The organism is Nakamurella flavida, assembly GCF_030811475.1.
In the GTDB taxonomy this organism is placed as follows: Bacteria; Actinomycetota; Actinomycetes; order Mycobacteriales; family Nakamurellaceae; genus Nakamurella; species Nakamurella flavida.
This window is the reverse complement of the sequence record NZ_JAUSQV010000001.1, coordinates 2,229,613-2,245,810: the sequence shown is the minus strand read 5'-3', so window position 1 is coordinate 2,245,810 and position 16,198 is coordinate 2,229,613. Positions and strand designations below refer to the sequence as shown.

14 protein-coding genes are annotated in these 16,198 nt (G+C 72.0%); 4 read left to right on the top strand and 10 right to left on the bottom strand.

Annotated elements, in window-relative coordinates:
• The first annotated feature begins 88 nt into the window (after positions 1-88).
• Complete coding sequence (locus J2S58_RS10090) at positions 89-1,249, top strand: monodechloroaminopyrrolnitrin synthase PrnB family protein (RefSeq protein ID WP_306827945.1); 1,161 nt, start codon at positions 89-91, stop codon at positions 1,247-1,249.
• Positions 1,249-1,737, top strand: a complete 489-nt coding sequence (locus J2S58_RS10085; protein ID WP_205258022.1) for a hypothetical protein — start codon at positions 1,249-1,251, stop codon at positions 1,735-1,737. The genes J2S58_RS10090 and J2S58_RS10085 overlap by 1 nt, the downstream gene beginning before the upstream one ends.
• A 42-nt stretch (positions 1,738-1,779) precedes the next feature.
• On the opposite strand, the gene J2S58_RS10080 is transcribed toward J2S58_RS10085, so the two are convergent.
• The 7 genes from J2S58_RS10080 to J2S58_RS10050 all read right to left on the bottom strand — a co-directional run bounded on the left by J2S58_RS10080 (position 1,780) and on the right by J2S58_RS10050 (position 10,190).
• Positions 1,780-2,316, bottom strand: a complete 537-nt coding sequence (locus J2S58_RS10080) for a GtrA family protein (protein ID WP_205258023.1) — start codon at positions 2,314-2,316, stop codon at positions 1,780-1,782.
• A gap of 123 nt (positions 2,317-2,439) precedes the next feature.
• A complete protein-coding gene (locus J2S58_RS10075; protein WP_205258024.1) occupies positions 2,440-2,697 on the bottom strand; it encodes a hypothetical protein in 258 nt (85 codons plus the stop codon).
• A gap of 58 nt (positions 2,698-2,755) precedes the next feature.
• The gene (locus J2S58_RS10070) at positions 2,756-3,322 is read right to left on the bottom strand and encodes an NYN domain-containing protein (protein ID WP_205258025.1); all 567 of its coding nucleotides are present in this window, start codon (positions 3,320-3,322) and stop codon (positions 2,756-2,758) included.
• Between the two features lie 67 nt (positions 3,323-3,389).
• The gene (locus J2S58_RS10065) at positions 3,390-5,771 is read right to left on the bottom strand and encodes an FdhF/YdeP family oxidoreductase (RefSeq protein WP_205258026.1); all 2,382 of its coding nucleotides are present in this window, start codon (positions 5,769-5,771) and stop codon (positions 3,390-3,392) included.
• Positions 5,772-5,944: 173 nt separating this feature from the next.
• On the bottom strand, positions 5,945-8,374 hold the full coding sequence (locus tag J2S58_RS10060; protein ID WP_306827938.1) for an ATP-binding domain-containing protein: 2,430 nt from the start codon (positions 8,372-8,374) through the stop codon (positions 5,945-5,947).
• 55 nt (positions 8,375-8,429) lie between these two features.
• Complete coding sequence (locus tag J2S58_RS10055) at positions 8,430-9,452, bottom strand: hypothetical protein (RefSeq protein WP_240189314.1); 1,023 nt, start codon at positions 9,450-9,452, stop codon at positions 8,430-8,432.
• Positions 9,453-9,569: 117 nt separating this feature from the next.
• A complete protein-coding gene (locus J2S58_RS10050) occupies positions 9,570-10,190 on the bottom strand; it encodes a MerR family transcriptional regulator (RefSeq protein WP_205258028.1) in 621 nt (206 codons plus the stop codon).
• A gap of 86 nt (positions 10,191-10,276) precedes the next feature.
• On the opposite strand from J2S58_RS10050, the gene J2S58_RS10045 reads away from it, so the two are divergent.
• Positions 10,277-10,720, top strand: coding sequence for a VOC family protein (locus tag J2S58_RS10045; protein ID WP_205258029.1), 444 nt, complete (start codon positions 10,277-10,279; stop codon positions 10,718-10,720).
• 39 nt (positions 10,721-10,759) lie between these two features.
• On the opposite strand, the gene J2S58_RS10040 is transcribed toward J2S58_RS10045, so the two are convergent.
• The 3 genes from J2S58_RS10040 to J2S58_RS10030 form a co-directional block, all read right to left on the bottom strand.
• Positions 10,760-12,208 (bottom strand): protein adenylyltransferase SelO, encoded by a 1,449-nt coding sequence (locus tag J2S58_RS10040; protein WP_205258189.1) that lies wholly within the window; start codon positions 12,206-12,208, stop codon positions 10,760-10,762.
• Between the two features lie 56 nt (positions 12,209-12,264).
• Complete coding sequence (locus J2S58_RS10035; protein WP_205258030.1) at positions 12,265-13,308, bottom strand: medium chain dehydrogenase/reductase family protein; 1,044 nt, start codon at positions 13,306-13,308, stop codon at positions 12,265-12,267.
• A gap of 94 nt (positions 13,309-13,402) precedes the next feature.
• A complete protein-coding gene (locus tag J2S58_RS10030; protein ID WP_205258031.1) occupies positions 13,403-13,969 on the bottom strand; it encodes a TetR/AcrR family transcriptional regulator in 567 nt (188 codons plus the stop codon).
• Positions 13,970-14,123: 154 nt separating this feature from the next.
• Here J2S58_RS10030 and J2S58_RS10025 point away from each other — a divergent pair, with 154 nt between their 5' ends.
• Entirely contained in the window at positions 14,124-16,094 is a 1,971-nt protein-coding gene (locus J2S58_RS10025; protein WP_205258032.1) for a M13 family metallopeptidase, read from the top strand.
• Positions 16,095-16,198: the final 104 nt, after the last annotated feature.

Genomic DNA, 16,198 nt, shown 5'->3' with positions numbered 1-16,198 from the left:
CCCGCACCCCGCGCCGGTCGGGGGCTCACGCCGGGTTCAAGCGCAGGCTGTCAGGCTGATCGCTGTGCATCCTGCCGTCGAACCGCCGGTGACCGTGATCCGGGAGCTGCGCGCTGCCCTGGACCAGGCCTTCTCGGCCCCGGGTGCCGATGCCCGGGCCGACGAGCTGTTGGCCGGCGGCGGGGCCGGCCTTCCGGACGCCCACCCGGCGATCCTGGACCACGACGCCGTTCGGGCGGCCGATCCGCTCGGCCTGGACCGGGAATTCGGGGAGCTCCCGGCGGTCAACGCCGCCGGTGACGCCCGGACGTTGCTCGGGTGGGTCCGCACCGCCGCGCGCCGGGGGGATCCGGGATGGGCGGCCGAGGACGCGGTGGCCGCGCTGCGCGACGCCGGGATGCTCCTGGCCAGCCTGGGGCGTGCGGGTGTCGACCCGTCGGTCGCCGCGCCGGAGTGGGAACCACTGCTGACGGCGTGGGCCCTGCGCACGGACATGGTGCCCAGGGACACCGTCGTGCACTACGGGTTCTGGAACCCGGTGGGGGACAGGGAGCGACGCTTCCTCGACCGGGGCCCGCAGGAAGGGGCGCTGATCCAGAGCGTGCGGACCAGCTGTCGGCTGCTGCCGCTGGCCGGAACCGCCCTGGACGTCTCGTGGCGGTGTGGTCCGACGAGTCCCGCCGGGCTGGCGGCTCTGGCGGTGATGCGCGATGCCGTCGTCGCCTTCGCCGGCGAGTTCGCCCGGGTCCGGCAGATCGTGGACCCGCACTTCTTCATCGAGAAGCTGCGTCCGTTCTTCGAGCCGATCACCGTCGCGGGAAACCCCTGGAGCGGCCCGGCAGCCGCCTTCATCCCGCTCTACCTCGTGGACGAGGCGTTGTGGGGCGGCGGGGAGGCACTGGCCGCGATGCATGCCGAGGCCTTGCGCTACGGACGTCCGGAATGGCGGCGTGCGCGGGAACGGATGGCCGCGCGACCCGCCCTGTCGACCTGGCTCGAGGCGGGCGAGCGGGGTGATCACACGCCCGAGCTCGCGACCGCACTGGAACTGACCGACAGCGCGGTGCACGCTCTCCTGCGTTTCCGGGGCCAGCACGTCACGACGGCCCGGCGGGCGTACTCCGATCAGGACAGCGCCTTCCGCCACGGCAGCGGTGGATTCGTCCCGGAGGATCTCAAACGGGTGGTCGACGACGAGCGGGCGGCAGCCACCGGCCTGCACGCCGCCGAGCAACGGGCCGGGGCCTGATGAGCGCGGGATCGACGATCTTCGAGCCCGCCGAACTGGCGGGTGATCCGGACGTCCAGCGCTGCCTGGCCGCGTTGCGCGCGATGTACGACCACCCCGGGCCCGACGCGGTCGACGCGCTGAGACCCGTCCTGGACGCGTCGTTCACCTTCACCCCGGCCGGGACGAGCGATTCCGCTCTGCAGCAGACCTATGTGGGGGCCGAGGGGTTCACCGCGTTCCTCGAACGGCAGGCCGCCCTCACCGACGACTCGTGGTGGCCGGAGGTGCAGACCGTGCGGGTCGGACCGGAGGTCATCACGGTGGCCGTGATCGCTCGTCCACGCCGGCGGGACGGACTGCGGGCGGAGTTCGGCATCGTCCACCGCTGGACACGCCGGGCCGACACCCTGGTGTCCTTCGTCAGTCACACCGAACAGCAGCAGGAGTACGACCGGTTCCACGCCCACGACGCCGATCACTACGGCGGGACCGGCTCCCGCTCCTGACGATCCGGTCGTCGCGTCCGCCGCGCCGCGGCCGGATCGGGGTCAGACGGCCGGTCGGGAGTCGGCGCCGCCCAGCCATTCCGGCATCTCGGTGCCGAGCGTGGCGCGGGGGGAGACGGTCCGGGCCAGCACGGTACGCTGGGTGACGAAGTTGACCAGGCCCATGAGGCCGGTGCAGCCGTAGACGACGAACAGGGTGGTCAGGTCCTCCGCTCCGGGGTTCACGATGTTCCATCCCGCCAGGACCAGGCTGCTGACGACGAGCCCGACGGCGGCCATCCCGATACCGGCGGTCTGCCCGTGGCTCACCGAGCCCGGGCCGTGCGCCCGGAAGGTGAAACGGCGGTGCAGCTCACTGCTCAGCAGCGTGGAGCCGACGGTGGCCAGCAGGTTCACGGCGAGGTGCGGGACGGTGGTGGTCGCGCTGATGGCCAGGAACAGCAGCCCGTAGGCCGCGCTCCCGGTCGCGCCGACGGCCACGAACCGCAGGAAGGTCGCCAGGACGGAATCGCCGACGGCCGGTGCGGTCCCGGGCGCCGTCACCACATGGCGCCGCGTGCCCGGCCATGACGTCCACATCTGCAGTTCCTTCCGCGGGGTACCCGGTACCCATGGACTGCAACGGGAGCGGCCCGCGGTCATTCCGGTGATCCGGTCCCGGCGGGGTGATCTGTACGACCCCGCCGGGCGTCCGGGTCCGGGTCAGGGGCCGGTGAGGCCTTCCGCCTCCTCCGGGCCGGTGCGACCGTTGCCCCAGATGGTGCGGGTGTCGGTCTCCGACCGGTGGGCCTCGATCGCGCCCTCGGCCGCTTCGAGCTTGCGGTCCAGGGCCTCGGGGTAGGTGTCGGTCATCAGCGTGGGATCGTTCATCTCGTCGGAGTCGTCGGCCGGATCGCGGACGTCGTCGGACTGGTCGACGATGGCCTGCTGGTCGGCGGTGAGGTCTTCGGGTCGGGTCATCTGCTCTCGATACCCGCTCGCTCCGGGTTCAACCACGATGACGCCGAACGCACACGCCTCAGGCGAGGAACGCAGCCGGGTCGAAGTCCTCGATGGGGATGATCCGGACGCGGGGGAGCGGCACGTTGAACGCCTTGACCTGGTCCTCCAGGTCGATGATCTGCAGGCCCTGTTCCGTCAGCTCGGCATAGGCGGAGTTGACCAACTCGCGGAAGCCGACGAGGGCGACGCGGCGGGTGCCGTCCAGCAGCGGGCGGATCTCCTCGAGGAAGTCGCCGTCGTGGGAGAGCAGGGCGACGTCGGCCTCGCGGTCGGCCAGCGAGGCCAGGGTGCGCTGGATGGCCACGTCGACGACCTTGACGTCCGGCGGCCCGGACAGGATGACCGGCCGGTACTGCATCGTCATCAGGGCCTGGACGAACGGGCTGGGCAGCGGGGTCAGTGCGGCGTTCAGGAAGAACAGGCCGGTGACCTGGTCCTGCCACTCGGTCCGGACGTACTCCAGCACCCGCTCCCAGCGCGGGCGCTCACCCGGCGCCGGTCGCCGCCGGAAGATGCTCTGCCCCAGGGTGGCGTCGATGTTCTCGCCGTCGATCAGCACGTAGGCCTGCCCTGGCATGGTCATCGCGCCACCCTCTCACGATCACTGCACCAGGGCAGGCCATCACGCTGCGTTCAACGACGGGTCGGGGTCAGGACAGGTGCAGCGGCTGCGGCGTGGCTTTGTGGCCGTTGTCCGAGCCCACTGCGTCCTGTCCGTCCTGGCCGGCGGCCTTCGCATTGCCGGTCAGGGTGGGCACGATGGAGACGATCACCGACTTGGACGTAGGGGTGTTGCTCTCCAGTGCGGTCGAGTCCAGCGGGATGAGCGGGTTGGTCTCCGGGTAGTACGCCGCCGCCGAACCCCGCGGGGTGTCGTAGGAGACGACCCGGAAGCCGGAGACGCTGCGCTCGATGTCGTCCTCGACCCAGCGGGTGTGCAGGTCCACGAACTGGCCGTCGGTCAGCCCGAGGGCGGCGATGTCGTCCGGGTGCAGGAAGACGACCTTCCGACCGCCCTCTATCCCGCGGTACCGGTCGGACAGGCCGTAGATGGTGGTGTTGAACTGGTCGTGGCTGCGCAACGTCTGCAGCACGACGTGCCCCTCCGGCACCTGCAGGACCTCGATCGGGGAGGCGACGAACTCGCCGAGCCCCGACTTCGTCGGGAAGGTCCGGCTGTCCCGCGGGGGGTGCGGCAGGACGAACCCACCGGGCCGACCCACGTTCACCTCGTAGGCCGCACAGCCCGGCACGACCTTCGAGATGTGGGTGCGGATGACCGAGTAGTCGTCGCGCATGCCCTGCCAGTTCAGCCCGTACCGGTCGCCGATGGCGGCCTCGGCGATCCGGGTGATGATCTCCACCTCGGACTTCAGATACGGGCTGGCGGGCTTGAGCGGCCCCCGGGAGGAGTGCACCGAGCAGGTCGAGTCCTCCACCGAGATCCACTGCGGGCCGCTGGCCTGGATGTCCTTCTCGGTGCGGCCCTTGGTCGGCAGGATCAGCGCGGTGTCCCCGGTGACCAGGTGCGAGCGGTTGATCTTGGTGGAGATGTGCACCGTCATGCGGGTGTTGCGCAGCGCCTGGGCCGCGACGTCCGTGTCGGAGACGGCCTGGACGAAGTTGCCGCCCAGCCCCAGGAAGAAGTGCGCCTTGCCGTCCCGCATGGCCCGGATCGAGTCGACGGTGTCCAGCCCGTTCTCCCGCGGCGGGTCGAACCCGAACTCCTTCTGCAGGGAGTCCAGGAAGTGCGCCGGCGGCCGCTCCCAGATGCCCATCGTCCGGTCGCCCTGGACGTTGGAGTGCCCACGGACCGGGAACAGGCCCGCGCCGGGCTTGCCGATGTTGCCCTGGGCGAAGGCGAGGTTGACGACCTCCTTGATGGTGGCCACCGCGTTGCGGTGCTGGGTCAGCCCCATCGCCCAGCAGTAGATCGTCGCGTCGGACTCGCGGATCAGTTGCGCGGCCTCGGTGATCTGCGCGCGGCTGAGCCCGGTGGTCTCGACGACCGCGTCCCAGTCCAGCGCCTCGACGTGCGAGCGCCACTGCTCGAACCCGGTGGTGTGCTCGGCGATGAACTCGTGATCCAGCGCGTCCCACTGCACCAGCAGTGCGCCGATGGCCTGGAACAGGGCCAGGTCGCCGTTGATCTTGATGGGTAGGTGCAGATCGGAGATCTCGGTGCCACGCCCCACGACGCCACTGGGGTTCTGCGGGTTCTTGAAGCGGACCAGTCCGGCCTCGCGCAGCGGGTTGATCGAGATGATCTTCGCGCCGTTCTGCTTCGCGATCTCCAGGGCGGAGAGCATGCGCGGGTGGTTGGTCCCCGGGTTCTGCCCCGCGATGACCAGCAGCTTGGCGTTGTGCACGTCGTCGATGCTGACGCTGGCCTTGCCGATGCCGATCGACTCCTGCAGGGCGATGCTCGTCGACTCGTGGCACATGTTCGAGCAGTCGGGCAGGTTGTTCGTGCCGAAGGCGCGGACGAACAGCTGGTAGGCGAAGGCGACCTCGTTGGAGGCCCGGCCCGAGGTGTAGAAGATGGCCTCGTCGGGGGTGTTCAGGCTCTTGAGCTCGGCCCCGATCAGGGCGAACGCCTCGTCCCACTGCACCTCTTCGTAGTGCGTGGCACCGGGACGCTTGATCATCGGGTGGGTGATCCGGCCCTGCTGGCCCAGCCAGTACTCGGACTGCCGGTCCAGCTCGGCGATGCTGTACTGCGCGAAGAACTCCGGGGTGGCGCGCCGGGTGGTGGCCTCCTCGGCGACCGCCTTGGCGCCGTTCTCGCAGAACTCGGCCACGTGCCGGTGGCCCGGATCGGGATCCGGCCAGGCGCAGCTCATGCAGTCGAATCCCTCGAGCTGGTTGAGCTTGAGCAGCGTCTTGGCGGTGTTGATCGGGCCCATCCGCTCCAGGGAGCGCTTCATCGACACGGCCACGGCCGTCGGGCCGGCGGCGTGGTCCTTCGGGGACTCGACCTTCAGGTCGGCCTCGGAAAAATCGTCCGCGGGCCGCGGGTGGCGTGCACTCATCGTCAAGTTCCTCTCAGGAAGTACCCCACCGTACGCCCGGGGACCGACGCCGACCTCGCCCCGAGACCGTTCCGCCCCCGTCACGGACGATCCGGTGGACGGGGGCAGGACTGTTTGACCGTGGGCCGTTCCGGGAACGAGACCCGCTGCCGGGAGGCCGCTGTCGGCGCCGGTCAGGACGGGGCGGGGACGTCCTGCAGGTCGGTGAGCTCGGCCGGCACGTCGCCGGTGTGCACGACACCGAGCCGTTGGGTCGAGCGGGTGAGCGCGACGTACAGGTCGTTCCAGCCGCGCCGGGACGAGGCGACCACCGCGGCCGGCTCGACCACGACGACCACGTCGAACTCCAGACCCTTGGCGTCGCGGACCGTCATCACCTGCACCACCGGCGGCAGATCGTCCCCGCGTGGCTGCGTCAGATCGGGCAGCGCGGCGCGGACCGCTGCGTCGACCGCGGGCACGTCGTCCGGGGCGACGAGAACGGCCAGCTGCCGCCCGTCCAGGCTCGCCGCCTCCTGCGCGACGACCCGCGCCGCGGTGGCGGCCAGCTCGCCGTCGGCGGCCCGGACCCGCCAGGGCAGCACCCCGGCCTCGCGCACCGACGTCGGCCCGGCCAGACCCGGGTCGATGCGGTGCAGCACCCGGTCGGCCACGGCCATGATCTCGGCCGGTGTCCGGTAGTTCACCGTCAACGGCTCCAGCCGCCAGGCGTCCCGCACGTACGGCCGCAGCACCCGCCCCCAGGACGTCGCCCCGGCCGGGTCGCTGGTCTGGGCCAGATCTCCCACCAACGTCATGGAGCGCAACGGGTTCCGCCGCATGAGCAGCCGCCAGATCATCGGCGAGAGCTCCTGGGCCTCGTCGACGATGATGTGTCCGTAGGTCCACTCCCGATCGGACAGCGCGCGTTCCGCCGTCGAGGTGAGGGTGACCCGTTCCTCCTGCAGATCGGCCAGGTCCTCCGCGCTGACCATGCCCACCATGCCGGCCAGGCCCTCGCCCTCGCCGTCGGGCGAGGTGTCCAGGAGCTCCATGACCTCCTGCGCGTAGTCCGTGTTCTCGGTGCGCTCCCGGGCCAGCCGGTCGCGCTCGGCCTGGTCGTCCGGGCCGATGAGCTCGGCGGCCTCGTCGAGCAGGGCCACGTCCGAGGTGGTCCACACCCGGCGGACCCCCCGGGCGGGGGTGGCGCCGGGCGCCGGACGGGACAGCAGTTCCCGGTCGGCCGGGGAGTGGTCGGGCGCGGCGAACGCGAGACGTCGCTCGCTGCCGAGCAGATCGGCCAGCAGGGTCTGCGGGGTCAGCCGCGGCCACAGCTCGGCCAGCGCGTCCCGCACGTTCTCGTCGGTCATCAGCTCGCGGCGCAGGGCGTCCCTGTCCTCCGGGGTGACGATGCGGTCGCCCGCCTCGCCGCCGGCCCGCACCCCGCGGGAGTCGATCTTCTCGACGGTCTGCTTGAGCAGCCCGTCCAGGATCGTCCGGACGAAGACCCGTCGGGCCTGGTTGTGCGGTGCGCGGGTGCCCCAGGCGCGGGCCTGGGCTCGCTTCATCAGGGCCTTGTCGATGGTCAGCACCCGGCCGGGGACGGCCTCGAAGTCGATCTTCCGCGCCACTGCGGGCATCCGCTGGCGGTCGAGCAGGGCGTTGGCCAGCACCCCGGCCATCCGGGTCTGCCCCTTGAGCGCGGCCACGGCCGGCTCGTCGACGACGGTGGCGCGCAGCCCGGGGAACAGGTCGGCCGGGGTGGACAGCACGACGGCGTTCTCCCCGAGGGAGGGCAGCACCTGGCTGATGTAGCGGAGGAACGTCGCGTTCGGCCCGACCACCAGCACACCGCGGTGGGTGAGCTGCTCGCGGTGGGTGTAGAGCAGGTAGGCCGCGCGGTGCAGGGCGACCGCCGTCTTGCCGGTACCCGGGCCGCCCTGGACCACCATCACCCCGCGCTGGTCGGCGCGGATGATGCGGTCCTGCTCGGCCTGGATGGTCTCGACGATGTCGCCCATCCGCCCGGTGCGCGGGGCCTCGAGTGCGGCCAGCAACGCCGCCTCGCCGATCAGCGGCGCCCCGCCGCCCTCGAGTCCGGTGCCGGCCTCGCCGTCCGTACGGATCTGCAGGTACTCGTCGGACAGCGACTCGACCACGCGGCGGCGGGTGCGCAGGTGCCGGCGGCGATGGACGCCCAGCGGGGCGATGGCGGTGGCCACGTAGAACGGCCGGGCCGACGGGGCCCGCCAGTCCATCAGCAGCTGCTTCTGATCGCCCCGGTCGTCGAAGATGCCCATCCGGCCGATGTGGGCGTCCTCGCCGTCTTCGAAGTCCAGCCGGCCGAAGCACAGCTTGTCCTCGGCGGCGTTCAGCGCGACCAGGGAGGACGCGTGCCGGGCGTAGGCGATGTCGCGTTCCACCCGTCCGCCGGGTGTGCCGTCGCTGTCCCGCAGATAGCGGTCGCGCAGCTGGATCGTCTGCCGGCGGATGTCGTCCAGGCGTTCGTAGAGCCGCAGCACGTAGGCCTGCTCGGCCTTCAGCTCCGCCTCGGGTCCGGTGGCCGCGTCGTCCTGGCCGGGACCTGGGCGGGACGATCCGGTGGCCTGCACGCTGTCGGTCACGATCCCCCTGTCGCCGGTGCGCGCGGCGAGGGTCCGCCGCGGGCAGCCGATGACGTTACCCCGCCCGATGAACCGTTCCGGGGCGATGACGGGTGACGCCGGACTCGTCGGAACCCTCGTCGGGCGCAGCGGTGGACCGGGCGCGCAGGGACCAGGACGCGCCGGCCACCAGCCCGACCAGCAGGACCACGGCGACCGCGACGGTGAGCCCGTCGGGATGCACGATCGACTGGCCGCGCAGCGCCTGCCAGGTGAGCAGTGCGGTGACGGCGGTCCAGCCGACCGCGGCCACCGTGACGAGCCGGGCGCGCACCGGCACCGACCGGAGGAAGGGCACGCGGCGGGCGAGCAGCTCCAGGACGAGCAGGAACAGCGGGATCGCCTGCAGGGCATGCATCCCGATGAAGTGCGGGATGCGCAGATCGCCCCCGGTGGTGCTCCACCCCAGGAACGGCAGCCCGGTGCCCCCATCGGCCACACCGACCGCGTGGGCTCCCGCGACCCCGTCGAAGTCCTGGATCTGCGCCGCGGACGGGATGGTCATCAGGAACGCCACCGCCATGCCGAACACCGCGATCAGCGCGCCGAACCGGACGGCCAGGTTGCGGGCCTGGTCCGGCCCCGGGCTCGCGAAGAGCATCAGCGAGACCACGAAGGTGGCCACCCACACGACGCCGATGGCCACCCCCATGGCGGCCCACAGTGCCGTATTCAGGCCGGTGCTGACGTTGAAGTGGCTGGTGGTGCCGCGCAGGACGGCGGCCACGATCACGACCTGCTCGACACCCAGCATCACCGCGGAGACCGTGCCCAGCCACCACGCCGTGCGCCGGAAACGGGTGAGCTGGTGGACGAGCCACGCCCAGGTGAGCGCGTACACCGCGATCGACACCGAGAACTTGAGCGGCTTGGCCCAGATGGGCTGACCGACCAGCTCGCGGTCGTCGAACAGCAGCCCGCCGACGGAGACCACGGCGCACACCGCCATCACGGCGGCCAGCACGACCAGCGGGCGGTGCCACCGCAGGACGGTGGCGGGGGAGGGAAGAGCGGCGGGACGGGCCTGGACGGTGGTCATCGGGGCTCCTTCGTCAGGGCGGGGGGCATCGCCCGCCGACCCGGTACGGGGTCGGTGGTCTCGAGGTGCGGGGGTGCGGGGGTGCGGGGGTGCGGAGGTGCCGGACTGGCTGTCGGGTCAGGGGTACTGCTTGCGGGCGTGGTGTTCCTGGGCCATCCGGCGCAGGGCGATCATCAGCACATCGCCGAGAACCGTGCCGACCACGACGGTCTCGACCATCTCCTCGCGGCCGCCGGTGGTGGCCAGAACGGTCTGCAGGTCGGTCTCGGCGACCAGGTCGGCGGCCTCCGCGGCGGCCTGGACCAGGGCCGTGTAGTCGGGTCCACCCAGGTGGTCGAAGGTGGCGAGGACGTCGACGGCCGCGGCCCGGCCGGGGTTGTCCACGGACACCTGCCACCCGCGCGCGTCGATGACCCGCTCGAGATCGCCCCGGGCGTGCTCACGGCTCAGTGGGGTGGTGGTGGCGGCGAACCGGGACACCGAACGCTGGGCGGTGCTGAGCACCTCGCCGACGGGGGCGGCCTCGTCCTCCATGGCCGCGATGACCTCGGCGGTGTGGGCGACGGTCAGGCCGCCCACGTCGATCAACGCCCGGATCATGCCGAGCCGGCGGACGTGGGTGTCGTCGTACTCGGTCTGCGTGCGGCTGGTGCGTTCTCCGGCGTGCAGGAGGCCTTCGCGGAGGTAGTACTTCACCGTGGCCACCGGGATCCCCGATCGCTCGCTCAGAGCCGCCATCCGCATATTGGATACCATAACTATCGATAGCGGCGCTGTCCAGTGTTCCGGTGGCCGGACCCGAGTCGGTTCGTCAGGATCGGCCGATGACAGCGATCCAGCGGTTCGACCACATCGGCATCACCGTCGCCGATCTGAGCGCGGTGACCGAGTTCTTCGTCGGCCTCGGGCTGGAGGTCGAGGGCGAGCGCATGGCCGTGGAGGGGGAATTCCTGGACACCGTGATCGGGATCCCCGGTTCGCGCACCGAGATCGTGATGCTCCGGCCGCCGGACGGCGGCACGCGATTAGAGCTGTCCAGCTTCGTCCGGCCGGACCACCTGCCCGGCTCGCCCACGGCGATGGCCAACGAGCTGGGCCTGCGCAACATCGCCTTCGAGGTCGACGACCTGCAAGCCACCGTCGACCGGTTGCGGGCGGACGGCTACAAGACGGTCGGCGGGATCGGCCAGTACGAGAACGTCTGGCGGATGGCCTACGTGCGCGGTCCGGAGGGCATCATCGTCTCCCTCGCGGAACGGATCGGCTGACCCGCTGCGCGTCGGGTGCCCGGCCTCAGGTGCCCTGTTCTATGTACCGCAGTACGTCGTGTACGGGCCGAAGCTCTCCGGGGCGCCCACGGCGTAGCGCTCCGACCCGGGCCGCTCGTCGTAGGGGTGGGTGACCACCTCGACCAGATCCCGCACGGGGCCGAGATCGCCGTCGGTCGCCGCGTTCAGCGCCTCCTCGACCAGGTGATTGCGCGGCACGTACACCGGGTTGACCCGGTCCATCGCGTCGCCGTCCGGCCCCAGGGCCCGCCACCGGTCCAGCCAGCTGTCGGCGGCGGCCAGGTCGAGCACCAGGGCGCGGGCCGGTTCGGCGTCACCCCGCGCGGCGGCACCCAGGGCCCGGAAGAAGCCCGTCCAGTCCACGTGGTCGGTGTGCAGGAGGCTCAGCAGGTCGTCGATCAACGGACCGGTGACGGCCTCGTCCGCGGAATCCAGCCCGAGCTTGGCCCGCATGCCCGCCGACCACACCGCGCTGTACTGCACGCGGAACGTGCCCAGCACCTCGACGGCCAGGGCGACGGCCCGCTCCTGGTCGTCGTCCACGAGTCCGAGCAGCGCCTCGGCCAGCCGGGCCAGGTTCCACTCGGCAACGGCGGGCTGGTTGCCGTAGGCGTACCGCGCGCCGCTGTCGATGGAGCTGAAGACGGCGGCCGGGTCGAACGCGTCGACGAAGGCGCAGGGGCCGTAGTCGATGGTCTCGCCGGAGATCGTCATGTTGTCGGTGTTCATCACGCCGTGCACGAAGCCGAGCAGCATCCACCGGGCCACCAGGGCGGCCTGGGCGGCGACCACCGCGGCGAACAGGGCCAGGTACGGGTTCTCGGCGGAGGCCGCCTCGGGATGGTGCCGGGCGATGGCGTGATCGGCCAGCCGGCGCACCAGTTCGGGATCGCCGGTCGCCCGGGCGTACTGGAAACTGCCGACCCGCAGGTGGGAGCTCGCCACCCGGGCCAGCACCGCGCCGGGCAACAGCTCGTCGCGCTGCACGCCGCCACCGGTGGCCACCACCGACAGGGCCCGGGTGGTCGGCACGCCGAGGGCGTGCATGGCCCGGCTGATCACGTACTCCCGGAGCATCGGCCCGACCGCGGCCAGTCCGTCTCCGCCGCGGGAGAACGGGGTGCGGCCGGATCCCTTGAGGTGCAGGTCGCGCAGGGCGCCGTCCGGTCCGGTGATCTCGCCGAGCAGCAGGGCCCGCCCGTCGCCCAGGCGCGGGCTGTACCCGCCGAACTGGTGGCCCGCGTACGCCTGGGCCACCGGGGCGGCCCCCTCCGGCACGACCTGCCCGGACAGGAGGGCGACCCCGGCGGGGGTCCGCAGCCATGCCGGGTCCAGGCCGAGCTCGGCGGCGAGATCCTCGTCCAGCAGGACGAGCTGCGGATCGGGGAACCGGTCGGCCCGCCAGGGCATCGCGAGCTCCGGGAGCTCCTGGGCGAAACGACTGCCCAGGACGACGGCCGGGAGCATCTGGACGGGGGCGGCGGTACTCACGGCTCCGAGCGTACGGTCGCCGGTCGGCACCGTCAGGGGATCAGCACGACCTTGCCGTTCAGCGTGCGGGACTCGGCCAGCTCCAGGGCCCGGGCCACGTCGGCCAGGGGGAAGCGTGCGGCGATGCCGGCGGTGATCGCCCCGTCCTCCAGGAGGGCGAAGACCTGGGCCAGATCCTCGTGGAGTCGGCGGCGGAAGCGTGCCTTGCGGGTGGAGTGGCCGGACCAGAGGTCGTAGAAGGTGGCGCGCCGGCCGTTGGGCAGCACCTTCCACAGCAGGATCCGAGCCAGCGCCCGCAGGAACGGCGGCCACAGACTGCCGGTGCCGCCGACCTCCCCCACGATGGCGTAGGCCACCAGGGTCCCGCCGGGGGCCAGCAGGTTCCAGGCCGTGCGGGTGATGTCGCCGCCGAGGTTGTCGAAGACTGCGTCCACGCCGCCGGGAGCCAGTGCCCGCACCGCGGCGGCCAGCTCGGGATCGGTCGGGTCGACGGGCTCGACCCCCGCCGCGCGCAGGGCCTCGTGGTGGCGGGGTGCCGCGGCGCCGATCACCCGGACCCCCGCATGCCGGGCCAGCTGGATCAGCAGGCCGCCGACCCCGCCGTTGGCCCCGAACACCAGGACGGTCTGGCCGCTGCGGATGCGGGCGGCCCGGTGCAGCATCTGCCAGGCGGTGACCCCGTTGACGGTGGCCGCCTCGGCGTCCTCCGAGGCCAGGCCGTCGGGGACCGGCACCGCGTCCCGGGCCCGGACGACGGCGTGACCGGCCCAGGCCCCGGTCTTGGTCAGCGCGGCCACCCGGCGGCCCAGCAGCGCGGGGTCCGTGCCCGGGCCGCACTCCAGGACCGTGCCGACCAGGTCGTACCCGGGGGTGAACGGGAACGCGGGCTGTCCGAAGTAGCGCCCGCGCCGCATGGACTGCTCGGCGTAGGAGATCCCGGTCGCCTGGACGGCGACCAGCAGCTCGCCGTCCGCCGGGCGGGGCACGGGGGCGTTCTCGACCAGCAGGACGGCCGGTTCGACGAGGCCGGGCAGGACGACCCGGACGGTGGTGGGGGGCAGCGGGGTGGTGGCCATCGGGGTCTCCAGGTGAGTGATCGAACAGTCACTTCTGCGGGCGCAGGAGTGCGAGCCGGTGGGGGCCGGTTGGTCGGTCAGGCGGGGTGATCGGTCAGGCGGGGTGGGCGATGCCGGCGGTGAGGGTGCGGGCCCAGGAGGCGGGCTCGCCGTCGAGGTCGGTCTGGACGATCAGGTGACAGAGCTGCCCGTAGGCGATGAAGCGTTGGACAGCCGCGTCCGGGGCGCCGGACACGTTCGTCACCGCGGTGACGACCCCGGCCAGGCCCCGGCGGACGGCGGACCGGATCTCCGGCACCTCGCAGGCGCTCTGCGCATGGGCCTGCAGCATGATCAGGTCGCGATCGGCGATGAGCTCCACGTAGGCGGCGGTCATCGCCTCCAGCCGTTCCCGGGGACCGGCCGCCGACGCGCGTTCACCGGCCTCCGTGAGCACGGTCGCCACCCGGGAATAGCAGTGTTCGACCGCGGCGACGAAGAGGCCGAGCTTTCCGGGGAACAGCCGGAAGATGTACGCCGGGGAGACCTCGGCGGCCTCGGCCACCTCGGTGACCGGGGTGGCGTGGTAGCCCGTCCGGGCGAAGACGGCGACGGCGCACGTGGTGATGCGCCGGCGCTGGGCCTCTGCCGTGGAGCGACCCGCCGTGGCCTTCGTCGTCATGTAAGTGATTGAACAGTCACAACGGCCCAGTGTCAAGGACGGGATCGACCGCCGTCCCCGACGGCACGTCCGCGCCGGGGGTGGGCCCATGGGCCGCGGGTACCGTGCCCAGAGCTGACCGGGCCGGGAACGGCCGACGAAGGAGGAGCTCGACATGGCGGCTGTGCCCACGATCTCGACCGACGATCCCGCGGGCGACCCCGCCGTGCGCCCCCAGGACGACCTCTTCCGGGCGGTCAACGGGCGGTGGCTGCGCGAAGCCGTCATCCCGCCGGACCGCAGCGTCGACGGGGCGTTCCACGCGTTGCGGGACGACTCCGAGGCCGCCTGCCGGGAGATCGTCGAGGAGGTCGCCGGGCAGCAGGACGCGGCGCCCGGCACTCCGGAGCAGCTGATCGGCGGGCTCTACCGCAGCTTCATGGACACCGAGCGGATCGAGCAGATCGGTCTGGCCCCGGTGCGTGAGCAGGTGGCCCGCGTGCAGGGGATCGGCTCCGTCGGTGACCTGGTCGAGTCGGTGGGCGCCCTGCGCCGCGCGGGTGTCGGGGGGTTCTTCGCCGTCGACGTGGACTCCGACCCCGCGCAGCCGGACCGCAACGTCGCCAACCTGTGGCAGGCGGGGCTGGGCCTGCCGGACGAGTCGTACTACCGCGACGAGCAGTACGCCGAGATCCGCGAGCAGTACCGGACCCACCTGGCCGAGATGCTGACCCTGGCCGGCCTCGACGACGCGCCGGCCCGGGCCGATCGCGTCCTCGCCCTGGAGACCGACATCGCGTCCCGGCACTGGGATCGGGTCCGATGCCGCGACGCCGACCAGACCTACAACCCGATGGACCGGGCCGGCCTGGACGAGCTGCTGCCCAGCTGGGTGCTGGACCGCTGGTGCGCCGGCGCCCGGACCCCGGCCACGGCGTTCGACGCCGTCGTCGTGCGGCAGCCCGACTACTTCGCCGGGCTCGCGGACCTGCTGACCGACGAGCGAGTCGACGCCTGGCGCGACTGGCTCAGCGCGGAGATCCTGCACGCCACGGCACCGCTGGGCCCGGAAGCTCTGGTGCAGGCCAACTTCGACTTCTACGGCCGCATCATCTCCGGGACCCCGGAGCTGCGCGAACGGTGGAAGCGCGGGGTCGGGCTCGTCGAGCGGGCCGTGGGCGAGGCCCTGGGTGCGCTGTACGTGCAGCGGCACTTCCCGCCGGCGGCCAAGGAGCGGATGGACACGCTCGTCGAGCACCTGATGGACGCCTACCGGCTCAGCATCCGCGAGCTGGACTGGATGAGCGAGGACACCAAGGTCCGCGCGCTGGAAAAAGTGGAGGCGTTCACCCCCAAGGTCGGCTACCCCGTCCGGTTCCGCGACTACGCCGGCCTGACCATCGACCCGGCCGATCTGCTCGGCAACGCCGCCCGCGCCGCCGCCCTCGACTTCGACCGGGACATGGGCAAGATCGGGCAGCCGGTCGACCGGGACGAATGGTTCATGACGCCGCAGACGGTGAACGCGTACTACAACCCCGGCATGAACGAGATCGTCTTCCCCGCCGCCATCCTCCGTCCGCCGTTCTTCGACATGGACGCCGACGACGCCGCGAACTTCGGCGGGATCGGCGCCGTCATCGGCCACGAGATCGGCCACGGCTTCGACGACCAGGGCTCCAAGTACGACGGCACGGGCGCCCTGCACGACTGGTGGACCCAGGCCGACCGGGACGCCTTCGACGCGTTGACCCGGAAGTTGATCGACCAGTACTCCGCCCTCGAGCCGGCGCAGCTGCCCGGGCACCCCGTCAACGGGGCGCTCACCGTCGGCGAGAACATCGGTGATCTGGGTGGTCTCGGCATCGCCTTCCAGGCGTGGGTCATCGCTCGCGTCGAGGACGGCCTGCCCGGCACCCCGCCGGACGAGGACGTGCAGCGGATGTTCCTGCAGTGGGCGAAGCTGTGGCGCACCAAGATCCGCGACCAGGAGGCTCTGCGCTACCTGGCCATCGACCCGCACTCGCCGGCGGAGTTCCGCTGCAACCAGGTCGTCCGCAACCTGGACGAGTTCCACCGCGCCTTCGGGGTGACCGAGGGCGACGCGATGTGGCTCGCGCCCGAGGAGCGCGTGCGCATCTGGTGATCCGGGGCGGGCTGAGGCGCGGACGCGCCCGCGTTGCGTGAACGCGCTGCTGATGTGAGGCGCGTGCGTGAGTCCGAGGCGCGTTCACGGGATCGGGTCCCGAC